This is a genomic window from Nonomuraea sp. NPDC048892 (genome assembly GCF_040649735.1).
Lineage (GTDB): Bacteria > Actinomycetota > Actinomycetes > Streptosporangiales > Streptosporangiaceae > Nonomuraea > Nonomuraea maheshkhaliensis.
This window is the reverse complement of record NZ_JBEZFZ010000006.1, coordinates 257878-274863: the sequence shown is the minus strand read 5'-3', so window position 1 is coordinate 274863 and position 16986 is coordinate 257878. Positions and strand designations below refer to the sequence as shown.

Below are 16986 nucleotides of genomic sequence, written 5' to 3'. Positions count from 1 at the left end.
GGCGAATCACCACCAGCCGAAGGCGGCCCAGGCCAGGACGGGGGCGACGACGATCGAGATCAGCCCGTACACCAGGAGCTGGCGGAACAGGCGGGCTCGGGCCGAGGGCTCGGCGGCGCCCAGGATGAGGCCGCCGGTGATGCCGAGCGGGTTGAGGTCGACCAGCACCGAGGCCAGGGCCACCGCGAGCACCCCGCCGACCGGGGAGACTCCGGCGGCCACCAGCGGCGGCAGCAGGGGCATGACGGTCGCGAACACCGCGATGGAGCTGGCGGCGAAGGATGTGATCCCGGCGACGTAGCACAGCACCAGCAGGCTGAGCAGCGGCGAGCCGGCCACCCCGAGCAGCTCGCTGATCTGCTTGAACGCGCCCAGGTGCTGCATCAGGCCCACGTACGTGAGCAGGCCGCCGATCAGCAGGACCACGTTCCACGGGATCCTGGAGACGATCGCGCCGAGCGGCAGCCGGAAGGCGAGCTGCAGCACCAGGGCGGCGGTGAGGCCGAGATAGCCGACGTTCATGTCGAAGCCGACGGACAGGGCGACGACGGCGGCCATGCACGCCAGCGTGAAGGCCCGCGTCCCGGAACCCGAACTGTGCGTCGCCGCCGCCGTGGGTGCGACTGTCACGGTCGCGGTGCCGGAAGCCCCGCCGCCGGAAGCCCCGCCACTGGAGGCCCCGCCACTGGAAGCCCCGCCACTGGAAGCCGCGTCGCCGGAAGTGGCGCTGGGCGCGGGGTCAAGGTCGGCGGTGCCGGACGCGGGGCCGGCCGGGTCGGTGGTGCTGGACCCGAGCGGCGTGGCCGGGACGGAGGCGCGGCCCCGGGGGATGCCGCCGGTGAACCGGCCGACCACCAGGCAGCCCGCACACACGACCAGCCCCGCCACCAGCCCCCCGGCCAGGAACGTCACCGGCGCCGACCCGGGCAGGTCGATGCCCAGCTTGCCGCTCAGCGAGCGCGCGGTGACCCCGTACACGGCCAGCGGCGACAGCAGCCCGCTGATGATGCCGGTGACGCCCAGGACGGCGGCGAGCATCGGCGAGATCCGGTAGCGGGCGGCGAAGCCGAGGGCGATGGGGGAGACGATGGCGGTCGCGGCGGCGGGCAGGGTGCCGGCCGCGGTGAGCACGGCGCCGATGGCGAACGGGGCCAGCGCGATCAGCACGAGCCGGCCGCCGGCCGCCCGCAGCAGGACGTCCAGTAACCAGTCGAGGGTCCCGTTGAGCTGCGCGACGGCGAACAGGGCGGTCACCCCGACGATGAGCACGAAGAAGTCGGCAGGGAAGAAGCCGGTCACGTCGTTCGTCGGGACGCCGGCGGCCAGCCCGAGCAGGAATGCCGCCGCCAGGGCACCGAGGCCGAGATCGAAGCCGGGGATCAGGGTCGCCGCGAGCAGGGCGGCCAGCACGATGATGGACAGGGTGGCCATGGTCATGGGCACGCCTCTTTCGGGTCAGACCACTCCTCGGTGGCGCAGGTCATGGATCTCCGGCTCGGCCAGCCCGGCGAGGTCGCGGAGAACGTCGTCGGTGTGCTCGCCCAGGGCGGGCGCGGGGCCGCCGATCGTGGTGTCGAACCCGGAGAAACGCCCGGCCGGGGCCTGCATGAGCCGTGGGCGGCCCGTTCTGGCGTCCGGCACCTCGACGATCGAGCCGCGGGCGCGGATGTGCGGGTCGGCGCAGATGTCGGCGGCGGAGTTGACCGGCCCGGCGGCCACTCCGGCCTCGGTGAGCAGGGACATCAGGGGTTCGAGGTCGTGGGCGGCGACGAAGGCGGCGACCCTGGCCTCGATCTCCTCGCGGTGTTCCAGCCGGGCGGTCATGGAGTCGTGCACGGCGAGGTCGTCGGCGTCCATGACGGTGACCAGCCGGCGCCACATCTGCTCGGTCGAGGCGGGCAGGGCCAGCCAGCGGCCGTCGAGGGTGCGGTAGAGGTCGTTGGGGCTGATGTGTGGGTTGCGGTTGCCCTGGCGTTCGCGGGGCTCGCCGGTGGCGCCGTACTCGACGACGAAGTCCTCCATCATCCGTAGCAGCGGCTCGTACAGGGGGATGTCGGCGAGCTGGGCCTGCCCGGTGAGGTCGCGCTGGCGCAGCGCGAGCATGGCGGCGAACGCGGCGTAGATGCCGGTGACGCCGTCGGCCACGGGATAGCCGGCGAAGACGGGCGGCCCGTCGGGGGTTCCTGTGCGGTGGGTCAGGCCGGCGAACGCCTCCGCGACGCGGGCGAAGCCGGGCCGGTCGGCGTACGGGCCGGTCCTGCCGAACGCGCTGACCTGGATCATCACCAGGTCGGGCCGGTACGCGCGCAGGTCGTCGAAGTCGATCCGGAACCGGCGCAGCGTCGCCGGGCGGAAGTTGGTCACCACGATGTCCACGGCCGCGGCCAGCCGGCCGACCAGCGCGGCCGCCTCGGCGTGGTGCAGGTCGATCGTGACGCTGCGCTTGCCCCGGCCGATCATCGACCAGGCGGCCGACTCGCCGTCCTCCAGCGGCGGGTAGTGGCGGGCCGGATCGCCCGTGCCGGGATGCTCGACCTTGATCACTTCGGCGCCGAACTCGCCGAGCAGCGCGGACGCGAGCGGCCCGGCCAGGATCGTCGACACGTCCAGGACACGCACTCCGCTGAGGGGGCGGTCAGCCACTTGGTATTCCTTTCACCTCGGCTTTCGCAGCCACGATCGCGCCCCGTCGCGGCGACGGGAAGACGTGGAAGCAGTTCACAGGTGAAAGGTTCTGCCTTTATGGTGGGCCGCGTGCGGGTGGAACGGGCCCGGTACTTCCTGGCCGCGGTCGAGACGGGGTCGCTGCGCGCGGCGGCGGCCCGGTGCGGCGTGAGCCAGCCCGCGCTCGGCCAGCAGATCGCGCTGCTGGAGGAGGAGCTGGACGTCGTGCTGCTCACTCGCAGCCGCCACGGCGTGCGCCCGACGCCGGCCGGGCAGGCGCTGATCGAGCCGCTGCGCCGGCTGGTGGCAGCCGAGGAGGCGGTGCGCGAGTCGGCGATGGAGACGAGCGGCACCTACCGGGGCCGGGTGCAGATCGGCGGCGTCACCGTGACCGTGGAGACCATCATCGCGCCGGTCGTGGGCCGGTTGCGGCAGTTCCATCCCGGTTTGCGGTTCGCGGTCCGCGAGGGGGCGTCGGCCGCCATCGAGGCCGCGGTGCTGGACGGCGCGCTCGACTTCGGGGTGGTCACCATGCCGGCGAGCCCGCCCGCGCCCGGGCTGCGCCGCATCCCGCTCATCTCGGCGCCCGTCGGCGCGTACGCGCGCACGGACCATCCGCTGGCGGGCCGCGACCAGATCCAGTGGCGCGACCTGGAGACCTGGCCGATCGTCACCATGCGGGCGGGCACCGTGATGTGGGAGACGCTGCACCGCCACGTGGCCGCACCCGACGTCGTCGTGCAGGCGATGTCGGCGCGGACCGTGAAGGTGATGGTCGGCCAGGGCGCCGGGGTCGGCATCCTGGCCAGGTTCGACACCTCGGCCGACATCGCCGACGTGGTCTGGCTGCCGTTGTCGGACGCCGACCCCGTCCACCTGTGCCTGACGCAGCGTCAGGACAGCCGGCCCTCGCCCTCCGCCCTCATCGTCAGGCGGCTCATCAGGGCCAGGGCCGGCGAGCTGACGGTCAGCTGATCGGTCAGCTGATCGAGCAGGTGTTGGCCACGTCGCCCGAGGTCTGGCGCGGGATGGTGGCGCTGGGCGGCGGCTGCTGTCCGGCCGTCCAGCGTTCCAGCGCCTCGAACGCGGTCCGCATGCACGGGAGCAGCGGCCGCATCCGGTCGGGGAACATGTCGTACTCGATGTCGAGGTGGGAGGCACCCTCGATCCGGTAGTAGCGGTGCCGGGCGGCCATGCCCTGCGCGCGCACCGACTTGGCGTACGCGTCGCCGTGCACCTTGATCGGCAGCAGCGTGTCCAGCGTCCCCTGCACGGTGATCAGCGGCTTGCCGATGCGGCCGGTGTGCGAAACCTTCCGCACCGCCTGGTGCACGCTCCGCGGACGGGCGTAGAAGTCGTAGTCGGCGTCGCAGTTCGGCGTGCCGCTCTGGCAGAACGGGATGCCCGCGTCGAGGTCGCCGTCGAAGTCCGGGTCGAGCTCCTCGCGGACTTTGCGCTGGGTGCCGTCCCACAGGATGCGGTAGTTGAAGTCCCACAGGAACTCCGAGCCGGGCTCGAAGCCGGCCCGCAGCATCGCGGCGTGCGCCTCAGGGTCTCCGGTCGCCGCGTACTTGGGGTATTCGCGCAGCGCCACCGGCAGGTAGGTGAGCGCGTTCGGCCGGCCGTCCGCCGTCCAGAAGGTGCCTTCCGAGTCGACGCCGCCGTCGTACAGCTCGGGGTGGTTCTCCAGGGCCCAGCGCACCAGCTGGCCGCCGTTGGAGATGCCCATCGCGTACGTTTTGCGAATCTTCTTCCCGTAATGCCGGGCCACGGTCGTCCGGGCCGCGACGGTCACCTCGGTCATCCGGCGGTACCACTCGGCGATGGCGTCGCCAGGTCGTTTCCCGTCGTGGTAGAAGCCCAGGTCGACGTTGCCCTTGTCGGTCGAGGCGTAGGCGTAGCCCTTGGCCAGCACCCAGTCGGAGATGGTGAAGTCGTTGGCGTACTGGCGGCGGTTGCCCGGCGCCCCGGCGACGACCAGCCCGCCGTTCCACCGCTCGGGCAGCCGGATGACGAACTGCGCGTCGTGGTTCCAGCCGTGGGTGGGGTTGCCGGTGGAGGTGTCGTCGAAGTAGCCGTCGATCTGGATCCCCGGCACGCCGCTCGGGTTGCGGGTGCCCGTCGAATGCAGCCCTGTCCAGTCGGCCGGATCGGTGTGTCCCGAGGCGGTCGTGCCGGCGGTGGTCAGGTCGTCCAGGCAGGCGGCGACCTGGTGCCGCGCGCCCGGCACGTGGAGCTTGCCCATACGGGCGCAGCGGGCGTCGGTCGGCGCGGCGGCGGCCACCGGCGCCAGGGGGAGAGCCAGGAACGTGGCCACCAGAGCCGGGAGGAGAGTGGATCTGCGGAGCGGAAAGGACATGTGCGACTCCCATCGGTCAGGCCGTGGTGGACGCCATGGTGATCGACGGCGACGGGCGCGGCGACGTATGCGGTCGCCACTGTTCCCCGGCTACCTGTGGACACGACCTCCACCGCCGCGCCGCCGGCGGGCCGGCCGGATCGGCGGCGGGCGGCACGGGGAAGCCTGAGCGTCAAACGGGTGTGTACCACCGCACATCGGGCCGTACGAATGTGGAGGCACCTCACCTGGTCCGCCGTCCGGGCCGCCACCTAGCGTTCACGGTGTTCCAGCTCACCTTGTGAGTCGTGAGGAGGGGTGCATGGGCGAAGGTCCCGCGGCAGGCCCGCACGATGCCGGATCCGTCCCCGTCCTGCGGGCGCGAGGACTGGTCAGGGAGTTCCGCGGCTTCCGCGCCGTGGACGGCGTCGACCTGGACGTGGCCGAGGGCAGCGTGCACGCCCTGGTGGGACCCAACGGCGCCGGCAAGACCACCCTGTTCAACCTGCTCACCGGCTTCCTCAAGCCGACCGCGGGCAGCGTGGTGATCGACGGACACAGGGAGCTGGTCGGGCGCAGCCCCGAGGCGATCAGCCGGCTGGGCCTGGCGCGCTCGTTCCAGATCACCAGCCTGTTCGCCGAGCTGACCCCGCTCCAGCACCTGGAGCTGGCACTGGCCGGGCCGACCGGGCTCGGCTGGCGGTTCTGGCGCTCCGACCGCGTGCTGGGCCGCTTCACCGCCCCGGCCGCCGAGTTGCTCGCCCGGGTCGGGCTGGCCGGACACGGCGACGTCCCCGCGGGCTCGCTGTCGTACGGCCGCAAAAGAGCCCTGGAACTGGCCCTGGCCCTGGCGCTCGACCCGAAGGTGCTGCTGCTCGACGAGCCGACGGCCGGGATGGGCGCGGAGGACGTGGACCGCACCATCGAGCTCGTCCAGGAGATCCGCACGGGCCGCACCGTGGTCATGGTCGAGCACAACATGAACGTGGTCGCCAGCCTCGCCGACCGGGTGACCGTGCTGCAGCACGGCAAGGTGCTGGTCGAGGGCCCGTACGCCGAGATCCGCCACGACCCTCGCGTCATCACCGCCTACCTGGGGGACTCCGATGTTGCGCGTTGACGGGCTGTCCGCCTGGTACGGCGAGGCGCAGGCGCTGCGCGAGGTGTCGATGCGGGTCGACGAGGGCGAGATCGTCACCCTCGTCGGCCGCAACGGCGCCGGCAAGACCACCCTGCTGCGCTGCCTGATGGGCCTGCACGGCGCCTACGGCAGGACCACGGGCACGATCTCCGTGTCCGGCGACGACGTCACCGGGCTGCCCCCGCACGCCAGGGCCCGCCGCGGCCTCGGCTACGTCCCCGACGACCGCGGCATCTACGCCACTTTGTCGGTGGAGGAGAACCTCACGCTCGCGCCGGTGGTGAAGGGCGGCGGCCCCGAGCCGTGGTCGCTGGAGCGCGTGTACGAGACGTTCCCGCACCTGAGGGAGCGGCGCCGCTCGCCCGGGACGACGCTGTCGGGCGGCGAGCAGCAGATGCTCGTGCTCGCCCGGGTGCTGCGCACGGGCGCCCGGCTGCTGCTGTGCGACGAGCCGACCGAGGGCCTGTCGCCGCTGTTCGTCCAGCGCATCGGCGAGATCCTGCGCGAGGTCAGGGCGGCGGGCACGACGGTGCTGCTGGTCGAGCAGAACGTGCACTTCGCCGCCGCCGTCGCCGACCGGCACTACCTGCTCGCGGAAGGACGGATCGTCGAGTCGCTGGATCGCGACCAGGTCCGCGAACGCGAGCACCAGTTACTCGAATACCTCGGAATCTGACGACCGCCGACAGAACGGCCGAGCGCCCGGGAACAGAGGAGATGCCGTTATGAGAATCACGGGCTGGAGCGGCGGACTGGCCGCCGCCGCGCTGCTGCTGGCCGGATGCGGAGGCGGGCCGGGCGGCGGCGGGGGAGCGATCAGCGACGGCGGGGTGACGCTGGCCGTGCTCAACGACCAGTCGGGCATCTACGCCGACACCTCGGGCCGCAGCTCGATCGAGGCGGTCAAGATGGCGGTGGAGGACTACAAGGCCAAATACGGCGACAAGGCGGTGGCCAAGAAGGTCGAGGTGACCGGCGCGGACCACCAGAACAAGCCCGAGATCGCCAACTCCAAGGCACAGGAGCTGTACGACCGCCAGAAGGCGGACGTGATTCTCGACGTGCCCACCTCCTCCGCCGCGCTCGCCGTCGCCACCGTGGCCAAGAACAAGAAGAAGGTGTTCATCGACGTCGGCGCCGCCAGCACCGAGCTGGAGGGCAAGGCGTGCAACAAGTACACCTTCCACTACGGCTACAACAGCTACATGCTGGCCCACGGCACCGGCACCGAGGTGACCAAGGCCGGCGCCAAGAGCTGGTACATCGTCTATCCGGACTACGCGTTCGGCCAGGACATGACCAAGACGTTCAGCACGGCGATCCAGGGGGCCGGCGGCTCGGTGGTCGAGTCGGACCCGACCCCGTTCCCCAACGACAACTTCTCCACGTTCCTGCTCAAGGCGCCGGGGCTCGACCCCAAGCCGCAGGTGCTCGGCACCATGCACGCCGGCGGTGACCTGGTCAACCTGGTCAAGCAGTACAACGAGTACAAGCTGCGCGACAAGGGCGTCACACTGGCGATCGGGCTGCTGCTGCTCAGCGACATCCACTCGCTCGGGCCCGACTCCCTGGCCGGCACCCGCTACACCACCATGTGGACCTGGAACTTCGACGACAAGACCCGGGCCTGGGCCGACAGGTTCAACACCAAGCTGGGCAAGCGGCCGACCGCCAACATGGCCGCCAACTACTCGGCCGCCCTGCAGTACCTGGAGGCCGTGCAGCGCGCCGGCACCGACAACGCCGACAAGGTGGTGGCGGCGCTGGAAGGCCAGAAGGTCGAGGACATGTTCGTCCGCAACGGCACCATCCGCGCCCAGGACCACCTGCTGCTGCACGACGCCTACCTGGCGGAGGTCAAGGGGTCCGCCGACGTCAAGGAGCCGTACGACTACGAGAAGGTGCTCAACACCATCCCGGCCGCTGAGGCGTTCCAGCCGCAGCCCGACCCGGCGTGCAAGCTGTAGGGCGGCAGGAGTGCTCCAGCAAGCGTTCAACGGGCTGGTGGGCGGGTCGTTCTACGCCCTGCTCGCCCTCGGCCTGGCCGTCATCTTCGGCATGCTCGGCGTGGTCAACCTCGCGCACGGCGCGTTCTACATGCTCGGCGCGTTCGGGGCGTTCATCGCGCTGGACGCGTTCGACCTGAACTTCTGGGTGTCACTGGTGCTGGTGCCGCTGCTGCTGGGCGTGGGCGGCGCCGTGCTGGAGCGGCTGTTCGTCCGGCGGCTGACGCCGCTCGACCCGCTCTACAACTTCCTGTTCACCTTCGGGCTCGCGCTCATCCTCCAGGACCTCGTCCGGCGCGAGTACGGGGTGAACTCCCAACCCTATCCCCGGCCGGCCGAGCTGGCCGGCACGGTCGACCTGGGGCTGTTCACCTACCCGGCCTACCAGGTGTTCGTGCTGGGAGTGTCGATCCTGATGTGCGTCGCCGTGTGGGTGGTGCTCACCAGGACCCGGGTGGGGATGATCGTGCGGGCCGCGACCGAGCGGCCGGAGCTGACCAGGGCGCTCGGCATCGACGTCGGCCGCTGGGTGACGCCGGTGTTCGGCTTCGGGGTCGCGCTGGCCGCGTTCGCCGGGGTGCTGGCCGCGCCGATGCGCGCGGTCAACCCGCTGATGGGCGCCGACCTGATCATCACCGTCTTCGCCGTGGTCGTGATCGGCGGGCTGGGCTCGGTGTTCGGCTCGGTCGCCGCCGGGTTCGCCGTGGGGCTGGTGTCGGCGCTGGGCAACCTGTACGTGCCCGCTCTGTCGCAGATCACGGTGTTCATCCTGATGGCCGCCGTGCTGCTGTGGCGACCTGCCGGGCTGTTCGGACGTGAGGAGGCGTACCGGTGATCTTGTCCAGGCTGGCCCGCTCGGGCCGGGGCGGGATCGTGCTCCTGGTGCTCGGGCTGCTGGCCGCCCTCGTCCTGCCGTGGTTGATCTATCCGCCGGTCGCGCTGGACATCGCCTGCTGGGCGCTGTTCGCCGCCGCCGTGGACCTGCTGCTGGGCTTCACCGGACTGCTGTCGTTCGGGCACGCCGCGTTCTGGGGCGGGTCGGCGTACTGCACGGGGCTGATCGTGCTGCACGGCGGGATGCCGTTCCCGGTGGCGATCCTCGGCGGCGCGCTGTTCGCGGCGCTGCTGGCGCTGCCGATCGGCCTGCTGTCGGTACGGCTGACGGGCATCTACTTCGCCATGGTCACCCTGGCCTTCGCCCAGATGATCTACTTCGTGGCCAACCAGTGGCGTGACGTCACCGGCGGCGAGAACGGGCTGCAGGGCATCCCCCGCGAGTTCCTCGGGCTCGACCTGTCCGACCCGTTCTTCTTCTACTACGCGGGGCTGCCGTTCGTGCTGGCCGGGCTGTTCGCCGCCTGGCGGATCGTGCGCTCGCCGTTCGGGCGGGTGCTGGTGTCGATCCGTGACAACCCGGCCCGCGCACGTGCCCTCGGCTATCCCGTCGAGCGCTACCGGCTGCTGGCGTTCGTCCTGTCCGCCGCGCTGTCGGGGACGGCCGGCGGCGTCTTCGCCATCGGCCACGGCTTCGCCTCGCTCGACGGGCTCTACTGGACCACCTCGGGACAGGTGGTGATGATGGTCATCCTCGGCGGCATCGGCACGCTGTGGGGCGGGGCCATCGGCGCCGCCATCGTCGTCCAGCTCCAGGACTTCCTGGCCACCGCCGGGTTCGAGGGCATCGGCATCGTCACGGGCTCGATCTTCATCGTGATCGTGCTGCTGTTCCGCCGGGGCATCTGGGGAACGGCCCGGCACCTACTGGTTTCCCGGCGAGCTGATCGACGGGAGGCCGGTCCGCCGGTCAGCCCCGCAGCCGATGCAGCCGGAGAGCCAGCTGAATCTCCAGAGCACGCTCCGGCTCCTGCCAGTCCTCGCCCAGCAGGCGACTGACCCGGTGCAGGCGCTGGTGCACGGTGTTGATGTGCACGTGCAGCCGCTCGGCGGTCCTGGACAGGCCGCATCTGCTGCTGAAGTACGTCTCCAGCGTCCGCACCAGGGACGTGCCGCGGCGGGCGTCGTAGTCGAGCACCGGGCCCAGCGTCGAGTCCAGGAAGCCGCGCGCGTCGCGCTGGGTGCCGATCAGCAGGCCGACGAAGCCGAGCTCGCGGGCGTCGGCGCCGTCGTCCAGCCGGTCGAGGGCGAGCAGCGTGTCGGCGCAGCGCCGTGCCTCCCGGTGCGCGGCGGGGACCCCGGTGAGGTCGCGGATCGGCCCGGCCGCGCCGACCGTCACGGGCGCGGCCAGCGCCGCGCCCAGCTCCTTGGCGACACGGCGCGCGGTCTCACCCGGCGCGTCGCCCGGCAGCAGCAGGACGACCTCCTCGCCGCGGGCCGCCGCCAGGCCGTGCGCCGCCGCCGCGTGCGCGGCCGCCCAGAACGCGGCCCGGCCGCGATGCCTGGGTGAGGCGTAGCGGGCCGAGAGCATCACGTACGAGGCGTCCGCGTCCAGACCGGCCCGGCGCATCCGCGCCTCCAGCGCCGCGGATCCGTCCACCCGGCTGTCCGCGCGGCCGTCCAGGCTGCCGTCCGGCCGACCGGTAGACCTGTTGTCCGTCTGGCCGTCCACGCGGCCGTCCAGCAGGTCGTCCAGGAGCTCGCCCTGCACCCGTGCTTCCGCCTCGGCCGCGCTGCACCGCAGCAGCAACAGCAGCGCGGTGACCAGCGCGGCCCGTTCCAGGATGCGCCGGTCGGCGTCGCCGAGCTCCGCCGCGGTGCGTAACACCAGCGTGCCCAGCACCTCGCCGGGGGTCGCGATCGGGGTGACCCACAGGTCGCCGTGCCTGGTCGTGCCACCCCGTGTGTGGACGGAGCCGGCCACGGCCATCGCGGCGGAGATCTCGTCCTCGGCGAGCGGCACCTGCTCACCCGACGCGGCCAGGCAGCGGCCGTCGGCGTCCAGGACGTGCAGTGCCCCGCCCAGCACCTCGGTGACCACCGCGGCCACGTCGCCGGCGTCGCCGCCCCTGACGACCAGGGCGGTCATCCGGTCGTGCGCCTGCGCGGCCCGCTCGATCGCCGCGCAGCGCGCCCGGATCCTCGCGTTGACCGCGTCCGATTCCTCCAGTGCCGTACGGGTGTGCTCCAGCAGCCGCGCGTTGTCCACCGCCAGCGCCGCGTGCGCCGCCAGCGAGCCCAGCAGCACCGCCTTCTCCGGGGCGAACGGCCGCTGGCTGCGGTTGGCCGCGTACAGCACGCCGACCACCCGGCTGCCCAGCCGCATCGGCACGCCCAGGATCGCCACCAGCGCCTCCTCGGCCACCGCCGCGTCGATGAAGGCGCGGTGCCGGAACTGCGGGTCCGCCGCGTAGTGATCGGTGCTGTACGGCATCGCCGTCTGCGCCACCAGCCCGCCCAGCCCGTCGCCGAACGGGACCCGCAGCCGCCGGAAGGCCGCCGAGATCGACCCGTCGGTCATCCGCATGCGGGTCTCGCCGGACTCGTCGTCGTTCAGCGTCACGTACGCGACGTCCGCGTTGAGCAGCCGCCTGGACCGGCGTACGACCGTCTCCAGGATCGCGTCCAGGTCGCGCAGCGCGGCCAGGTCGCCCGCCAGGTCGAACAGCGCGGTCAGCTCGGCCTCGCGGCCGGCCTGGCGCCGCATGTCCGTGCTCACCCGCAGCGCCGCCAGCTTGGCGGCCTCCAGTTGCGCCAGCGTCTCGGGCGGCGCGCCCGCCGCCCGGGCCGCGACCACCGGCTCCTCGAACTCGACCGGCGCCGCCTCGCGGGCCAGCAGGTCGAGGAAGACGGTGCACGAGGCGAGGGGCGCGGGGGGAGCGAAGGGGGACTGCACGGTCAATGGCACGGTCATCGGTGCATCCGTCCATGTGCGGTGGGTCGGCGCTGGTCGGGGCGCGGGTACGGCATGGTCACGCATGCGGGCGGGGAACGGCGGGCCGTCCGCGTGAGAAGGTGGTCAGGTCCTGCGTCAAGGCATGCAAGGGGGCCTCCAGAGCACCACGGGCCGGGGTCTGATCGGGAGTCCGCCGAGGTTACTAAGCGCATAGTCAGGCTGTGAACGGTCGCTTGTCAACCGGTGAAGGCCAAGCCCGGCCGAACGCCGCCCGCGCGTCAGCCCGGGGCGAGCAGCTTCAGCGAGAGGTCGGCGTAGAACTCGCCGAGCTGCTCGGGCGAGTCGGGGCCGTCGAGCCGGTACCACCGGACGAGGTCTATGGCCAGCGACAACATCGCCCGCGTGACCCGCGTGACGTCGACCTTCGCGAACGCCCCGTCGGCCACCCCGCGCGCGACCGCGCCCCTGAAGTAGCCGTTGGTCTGGTGGCGCAGCTCCACGATCTCGCCGTAGTGCTCGGGCGTCAGGCCGTGCAGCTCGATCTGGCAGACGCGGGCGGTCACGTGGTGGCGGGCGTGCCACACGGTGTACGCCGAGACGATGGCGCGCAGCCTCTCGGCCGAACCGTCGAGGCTCGTGATGGCCGGATCCCTGACGTGCGCCAGGACGCGTTCGTGGCCGGCCTTGACGATCTCGTACAGGACCAGTTCCTTGGACGGGAAGTGCACGTAGAGGGCGGCCGGGCTGAGCCCGACGCACTCGGCGATGTCGCGCGTGGTCGTGGCGTGGAAGCCGTTCGCGGCGAAGCAGCGCACGGCCGACGACAGCAGCCGGCGCTGGACCTCCCCCAGGTCGTCTCTCCACAGCTCGGGAGAGTGGTCCCGCAGCCGTGAGTCGTCCGCCAGATCCTGCGCGGTGAACCGGGCCTGCCGTCGGGCCATCTTCGATCCTCGCCCCCTTCGACCCCGAGTGCGTGGTCTCGATGCCGCCCGCGCCGCCCATCGGACATGCCGGCCACGATGAGGGTGTGGCCCGCCGCGAGTCTTGGTAACTCGCATTCTAGGGCTGACTATGCGCTTAGTCACCGGCGATATGTGACATGCCTGGCACACGATACGGCGGAGCACTGCCGAGTGCTCCGCCGTGGGGAAAGAGAGGGGGATGTGACGGGTGGTGCGCCGGTCAGGCGGCGTCGAGGGCTTCGGTGATCTTGCGGGTCATGTCGGTGACCGTCGGGCTCGGCCGGCGGCCCTGGTCGGTGCGGGTGGCCGCCTCGACGGCGACGAGGACGGTCTGGCGGAAGTTGCCCGCCTCCGCCGGGTCCTGCCGCTTGAGCAGGGTCATCGCCGCGGTCAGGGCGGGCAGCACGTGGTCGGCGATGGCGGCCACGGACTTGCCGTTCAGGTCCACGCCCGTCGACTTGTCGGCCAGCACGTGGCCGATCGGGCCGGTGGCGGAGTACAGGGCGATGGAGCCCTTGGTGGCGACCTTGTGCGGGCTGCCCCCGGTGTCGGCGGCGGCCAGCAGCGTGACGGCACCGTACGCGGCGGTGCGCAGGGTCAGCTTGTCCTGGTCGGTGAGGGTGATGGTCATGAGGGTGTGCTCCTTCTTCGAGTTCTTCGAGTTCTTCGAGGTGGTCGGGCGGAGGTGCGCGCTGGTCAGTCGTCGATGGCCTGGTAGAGGGTGGTCCAGAAGTCGTGGACCAACTGGGCCGGGTCCGGGATGGTCATGCCGACCTGGGTGAGCAGGATGCCGGTGAGCCCCTTGGCCGGGTCGGAGTAGGCCGTGGTGCCGGTGCCGCCGTCCCAGCCGAACTGGCCGACCGAGGCGTAGTCGCCGCGGTAGGTGCGGACCGCCATGCCGAAGCCCCAGCCGCCGTGCTGCCCCTGGCCGAAGGACACGTGCACGTTGTCGGTCGCCATGGCGTTCCTGACCGCCTGCTGGGCGGGGGTGAGGCGGTTGGTGGTCATCAGCTCGACGGCCGGCCGCGACAGGATCCGCTCGCCCTCGTGCGTGCCGCCGTTCAGCAGCATGCGGAAGTAGGCGTGGTAGTCGTCGACGGTGGAGACCAGGCCCCCGCCGCCGCCCTGGAACGCCGGCGGCTTGCTGTGGCGCCCGCCCTCGGCCTCGTCCCACACGTGGAACTCACCCGTCTGCGGGTCGGGGGCGTAGAGGACCGGCAGCCGGTCGATCTTGTCGCCGTCCAGGTGGAACCCGGTGTCCTTCATCCCCAGCGGCTCGAAGACCCGCTCACGCAGGAACGTCTCGAACGTCTGCCCGGTGACCCTGGCCACCAGCACGCCGAGCAGGTCGTTGCTGATGTGGTACTGCCACTGCTCGCCCGGCTGGTACATCAGCGGCAGCGAGCCGAGGCGGCGCATCCACTCGTCGGGCTCGGGCATCGGCTCCGGCAGGTTGGGCGTCAGCCCCTGCTCGAAGACCGCGTTCATGATCGGGGTGCCCAGCGACGTCATGTCCATGCCGAGCCCGAATGTGGAGGTCAGCAGGTCGCGTACGGTGATCGGCCGCCGGGCCGGGACGGTGTCGTCGAGCGGGCCGTCGACCCGCTTCAGTACCTTCCGGTCGGCCAGCTCGGGCAGCCACTGCTGCACGGGGTCGTCCAGCCGCACCCGGCACTCGTCGAGCAGGATCATCGCCGCGGCCATCGCGACCGGCTTGGACGTGGACGCCATCCGGAAGATCGTGTCGCGGCGCATCGGCGGGCCGCCGTCGTGGCGCATGGTGCCCAGTGCCTCGACGTGCGTCTCGCCGCCGCGGCTGACCAGGGCGACCAGGCCGGGGATGCGGCCGGACTCGACCCGCCGGGCCAGCACGTCGTGCAGCCTGCGCAGCCCGCTGACGGAGAAGCCGCCGTTGTCGTGTCGCATCGTGAATCTCCCCACGGACGTTCGGGAATCTCTGAACAACCCTGACGGTACATTGCGTTCAATAAATCGTCAACAAGCAAAGTGGGCTGTATAACCGGTTGAAAAGCATGAAATGGCTTGCTTTTGCAATGACGATGAAAGTGAACGCAATGACGGATCCGAGCGAGGATTGCAATGAGGTGCGCTTGAATGCATACTGTGCGACGGAACGGCGCACGCCGACCAGAGCAGACAGGAGCCGAGCACCGATGCCCGGAGGCAGACTGACCGGCCAGGACCGCCGGCACATCGCGACATGGCTGGCGGAGGGGCTCGGCTACGCGGAGATCGGCCGCCGCCTCGGCCGGCCCGCCTCGACGATCATGCGCGAGGTCACCAGGAACGGCGGCCCCGGCGACTACGGCGCGGACCGCGCGCAGGAGGCCACCCGGCACCGCGCCCGTAGGCGCAAGCAGGCCCAGCCGCAGCAGCCGGCGATCCCCGACGGCGGCCACGGCCGCGACCCCCAGGCGGTCCAGGAGTTCACCGAGTCCTTCACCGACCTCCTCGTCGGGCAGGGGCTGCCCAAGATGGCGGCCAGGGTCCTCGCCTGCCTCTACGTCACCGACGCCGGCAGCCTCACCGCCGCCGACCTGGTCCAGCGGCTGCGCATCAGCCCGGCCTCGGTCTCCCACGCCGTCACCTTCCTCGAACAGCAGGGCATGCTCAGGCGCGAACGGACCCCCGGCGGGCGCCGCGAACGCTATGTCACCGACGACGACATCTGGCTGCGCTCCATCCAGGCGTCCGTGGACATGAACGAGGCGCTGACGGCCGCGTCGCGGCGGGGCGGCGAGATCCTCGGGCCCGCCACCCCGGCGGGCGCCCGCTTCGAGACCGCCGCCGAGCTGCTGTTCCTCGTCAGCGAGGCGCTCCGGCAGGCCATGGAGCAGTGGCAGCGCAACCTGGAGGAGCGGCGGCGCTGAGCGCGTGGCACCCGTTGCCGAGGGGTGTGGCGGGCGGCGATGAGGGCCTGGCGAGCGGCGATGGGGGCGTGGCGGGCGGCGCGGAGGGCGTGGCATACTCCGTCACCATGAGGGACCTTGATCGCGTTCGCATGCGGCTCGATCGGGTCCGCGCGGCGGCGGAGGAAATCGATCCGGTGTTCCTCGACACGCCGTCGCTGCCGTGCCCGCCGCTCGGCCGGGCCCTCGGGTGCGCACTGACGCTGAAGGTCGAGACGCTCAATCCGGTACGGAGCTTCAAGGGACGCGGTACGGAGACCGTGGCGGCCCAGGCCCGGCGGGAGGGCGCGTCCCGCATGGTGTGCGCGAGCGCGGGCAACCTCGGCCAGGCGCTGGCCCACAGCGGCGCGCGCCGGGAGCTCGACGTCACCGTCGTGGCCGCGACCACCGCCAACCCGCTCAAACTTCGCCGGATCGCCGAACTCGGCGCGGAGATCCGGCTCGAAGGCGCCGACATCGAGGACGCCCGGCTGCTGGCCCGCGAGCTGGCCCGGGCCGACGGCGCCTACCTGGTCGAGGACAGCCTGGACCTGGCGACCTGCGAAGGCGCCGCCACGATCGGCCTCGAACTCGTCCGCGACGATCCAGAGCTCGACGTCGTGCTCGTCGCCCTCGGCGGCGGGGCGCTGGCCGGCGGCGTGGGCTACGCCGTCCGCTCGCTCGCCCCGCAGGCCGAGGTGATCGGCATCCAGCCGTCCGGCGCGCCCGCCATGGCGCTGTCGTGGCGGCGGGGCACGGTCGTCGAGACCGATCACATCGACACGATCGCCGACGGCGTCGCCGGGCGCTGCCCGATCCCCGAGGTGCTCGACGACCTGCTCGTGGTACTGGACGACGTGGTGCTCGTGGCGGAGGACTCGATCAAGGCCGGCCTGCGCGCCCTCTACGAGCACGCGGGCCTCGTCGTCGAGCCGTCGGCGGCGCTCGGGATCGCCGCTGTGCTGGAGCAGCCGGAGCGCTTCGCCGGCCGGCGCGTCACCACGATCCTGTGCGGCAGCAACGTGCTGCCCGCCGACTTCGCACGCTGGGTCTTGGAACCGGCCGCACACGCCTGACGCACACGCCTGACGCGCGGCGGCGCTGAGGGACCGGGAACGGGAAAAGAGGAGAAACCACTCCCTTCCACTTTCAACGTATAGCGCACAGGGGGGCTTG

At 71.8% G+C, this 16986-nt stretch carries 15 protein-coding genes; 8 read left to right on the top strand and 7 right to left on the bottom strand.

From position 1 onward, the window contains the following. Positions 1-6: 6 nt before the first annotated feature. Positions 7-1437, bottom strand: a complete 1431-nt coding sequence (locus AB0C28_RS22315) for an SLC13 family permease (protein ID WP_358076861.1) — start codon at positions 1435-1437, stop codon at positions 7-9. 18 nt (positions 1438-1455) lie between these two features. Continuing rightward, on the bottom strand, positions 1456-2643 hold the full coding sequence (locus tag AB0C28_RS22310; RefSeq protein WP_357846045.1) for a CoA transferase: 1188 nt from the start codon (positions 2641-2643) through the stop codon (positions 1456-1458). 111 nt (positions 2644-2754) lie between these two features. On the opposite strand from AB0C28_RS22310, the gene AB0C28_RS22305 reads away from it, so the two are divergent. Continuing rightward, on the top strand, positions 2755-3639 hold the full coding sequence (locus AB0C28_RS22305) for a LysR family transcriptional regulator (RefSeq protein WP_357846043.1): 885 nt from the start codon (positions 2755-2757) through the stop codon (positions 3637-3639). A gap of 4 nt (positions 3640-3643) precedes the next feature. On the opposite strand, the gene AB0C28_RS22300 is transcribed toward AB0C28_RS22305, so the two are convergent. Beyond that, on the bottom strand, positions 3644-5023 hold the full coding sequence (locus AB0C28_RS22300) for a tannase/feruloyl esterase family alpha/beta hydrolase (RefSeq protein WP_357846041.1): 1380 nt from the start codon (positions 5021-5023) through the stop codon (positions 3644-3646). A gap of 301 nt (positions 5024-5324) precedes the next feature. Between AB0C28_RS22300 and AB0C28_RS22295 the strand changes: the two genes are divergently transcribed. The 5 genes from AB0C28_RS22295 to AB0C28_RS22275 are packed head-to-tail and all read left to right on the top strand — an operon-like array spanning position 5325 to position 10042. Next, the gene (locus tag AB0C28_RS22295) at positions 5325-6122 is read left to right on the top strand and encodes an ABC transporter ATP-binding protein (RefSeq protein WP_358076858.1); all 798 of its coding nucleotides are present in this window, start codon (positions 5325-5327) and stop codon (positions 6120-6122) included. Then, entirely contained in the window at positions 6109-6819 is a 711-nt protein-coding gene (locus AB0C28_RS22290) for an ABC transporter ATP-binding protein (RefSeq protein ID WP_357846037.1), read from the top strand. Before AB0C28_RS22295 ends, AB0C28_RS22290 begins: the two co-directional genes overlap by 14 nt. 49 nt (positions 6820-6868) lie before the next feature. After that, positions 6869-8110 (top strand): ABC transporter substrate-binding protein, encoded by a 1242-nt coding sequence (locus tag AB0C28_RS22285; protein ID WP_346111109.1) that lies wholly within the window; start codon positions 6869-6871, stop codon positions 8108-8110. Positions 8111-8120: 10 nt separating this feature from the next. Beyond that, entirely contained in the window at positions 8121-8984 is an 864-nt protein-coding gene (locus AB0C28_RS22280) for a branched-chain amino acid ABC transporter permease (RefSeq protein WP_358076855.1), read from the top strand. Then, complete coding sequence (locus tag AB0C28_RS22275) at positions 8981-10042, top strand: branched-chain amino acid ABC transporter permease (protein ID WP_357846032.1); 1062 nt, start codon at positions 8981-8983, stop codon at positions 10040-10042. Before AB0C28_RS22280 ends, AB0C28_RS22275 begins: the two co-directional genes overlap by 4 nt. Here the strand turns inward: AB0C28_RS22275 and AB0C28_RS22270 are convergent. The 4 genes from AB0C28_RS22270 to AB0C28_RS22255 form a co-directional block, all read right to left on the bottom strand. Further along, entirely contained in the window at positions 9954-11957 is a 2004-nt protein-coding gene (locus tag AB0C28_RS22270) for a helix-turn-helix domain-containing protein (RefSeq protein ID WP_358076852.1), read from the bottom strand. The genes AB0C28_RS22275 and AB0C28_RS22270 overlap by 89 nt on opposite strands. Positions 11958-12217: 260 nt before the next feature. Further along, positions 12218-12880, bottom strand: coding sequence for a TetR/AcrR family transcriptional regulator (locus AB0C28_RS22265; protein WP_357846028.1), 663 nt, complete (start codon positions 12878-12880; stop codon positions 12218-12220). Between the two features lie 241 nt (positions 12881-13121). Then, positions 13122-13532, bottom strand: a complete 411-nt coding sequence (locus AB0C28_RS22260; protein ID WP_357846027.1) for a hypothetical protein — start codon at positions 13530-13532, stop codon at positions 13122-13124. A 65-nt stretch (positions 13533-13597) separates the two neighbouring features. Then, on the bottom strand, positions 13598-14827 hold the full coding sequence (locus tag AB0C28_RS22255; RefSeq protein ID WP_357846025.1) for a serine hydrolase domain-containing protein: 1230 nt from the start codon (positions 14825-14827) through the stop codon (positions 13598-13600). A 248-nt stretch (positions 14828-15075) separates the two neighbouring features. Here AB0C28_RS22255 and AB0C28_RS22250 point away from each other — a divergent pair, with 248 nt between their 5' ends. Continuing rightward, positions 15076-15792: a helix-turn-helix domain-containing protein gene (locus AB0C28_RS22250; protein ID WP_357846023.1), complete on the top strand. Its 717-nt coding sequence runs from the start codon at positions 15076-15078 to the stop codon at positions 15790-15792. A 107-nt stretch (positions 15793-15899) separates the two neighbouring features. Further along, a complete protein-coding gene (locus AB0C28_RS22245) occupies positions 15900-16886 on the top strand; it encodes a pyridoxal-phosphate dependent enzyme (RefSeq protein WP_358076849.1) in 987 nt (328 codons plus the stop codon). The last annotated feature ends 100 nt before the right edge of the window (positions 16887-16986 follow it).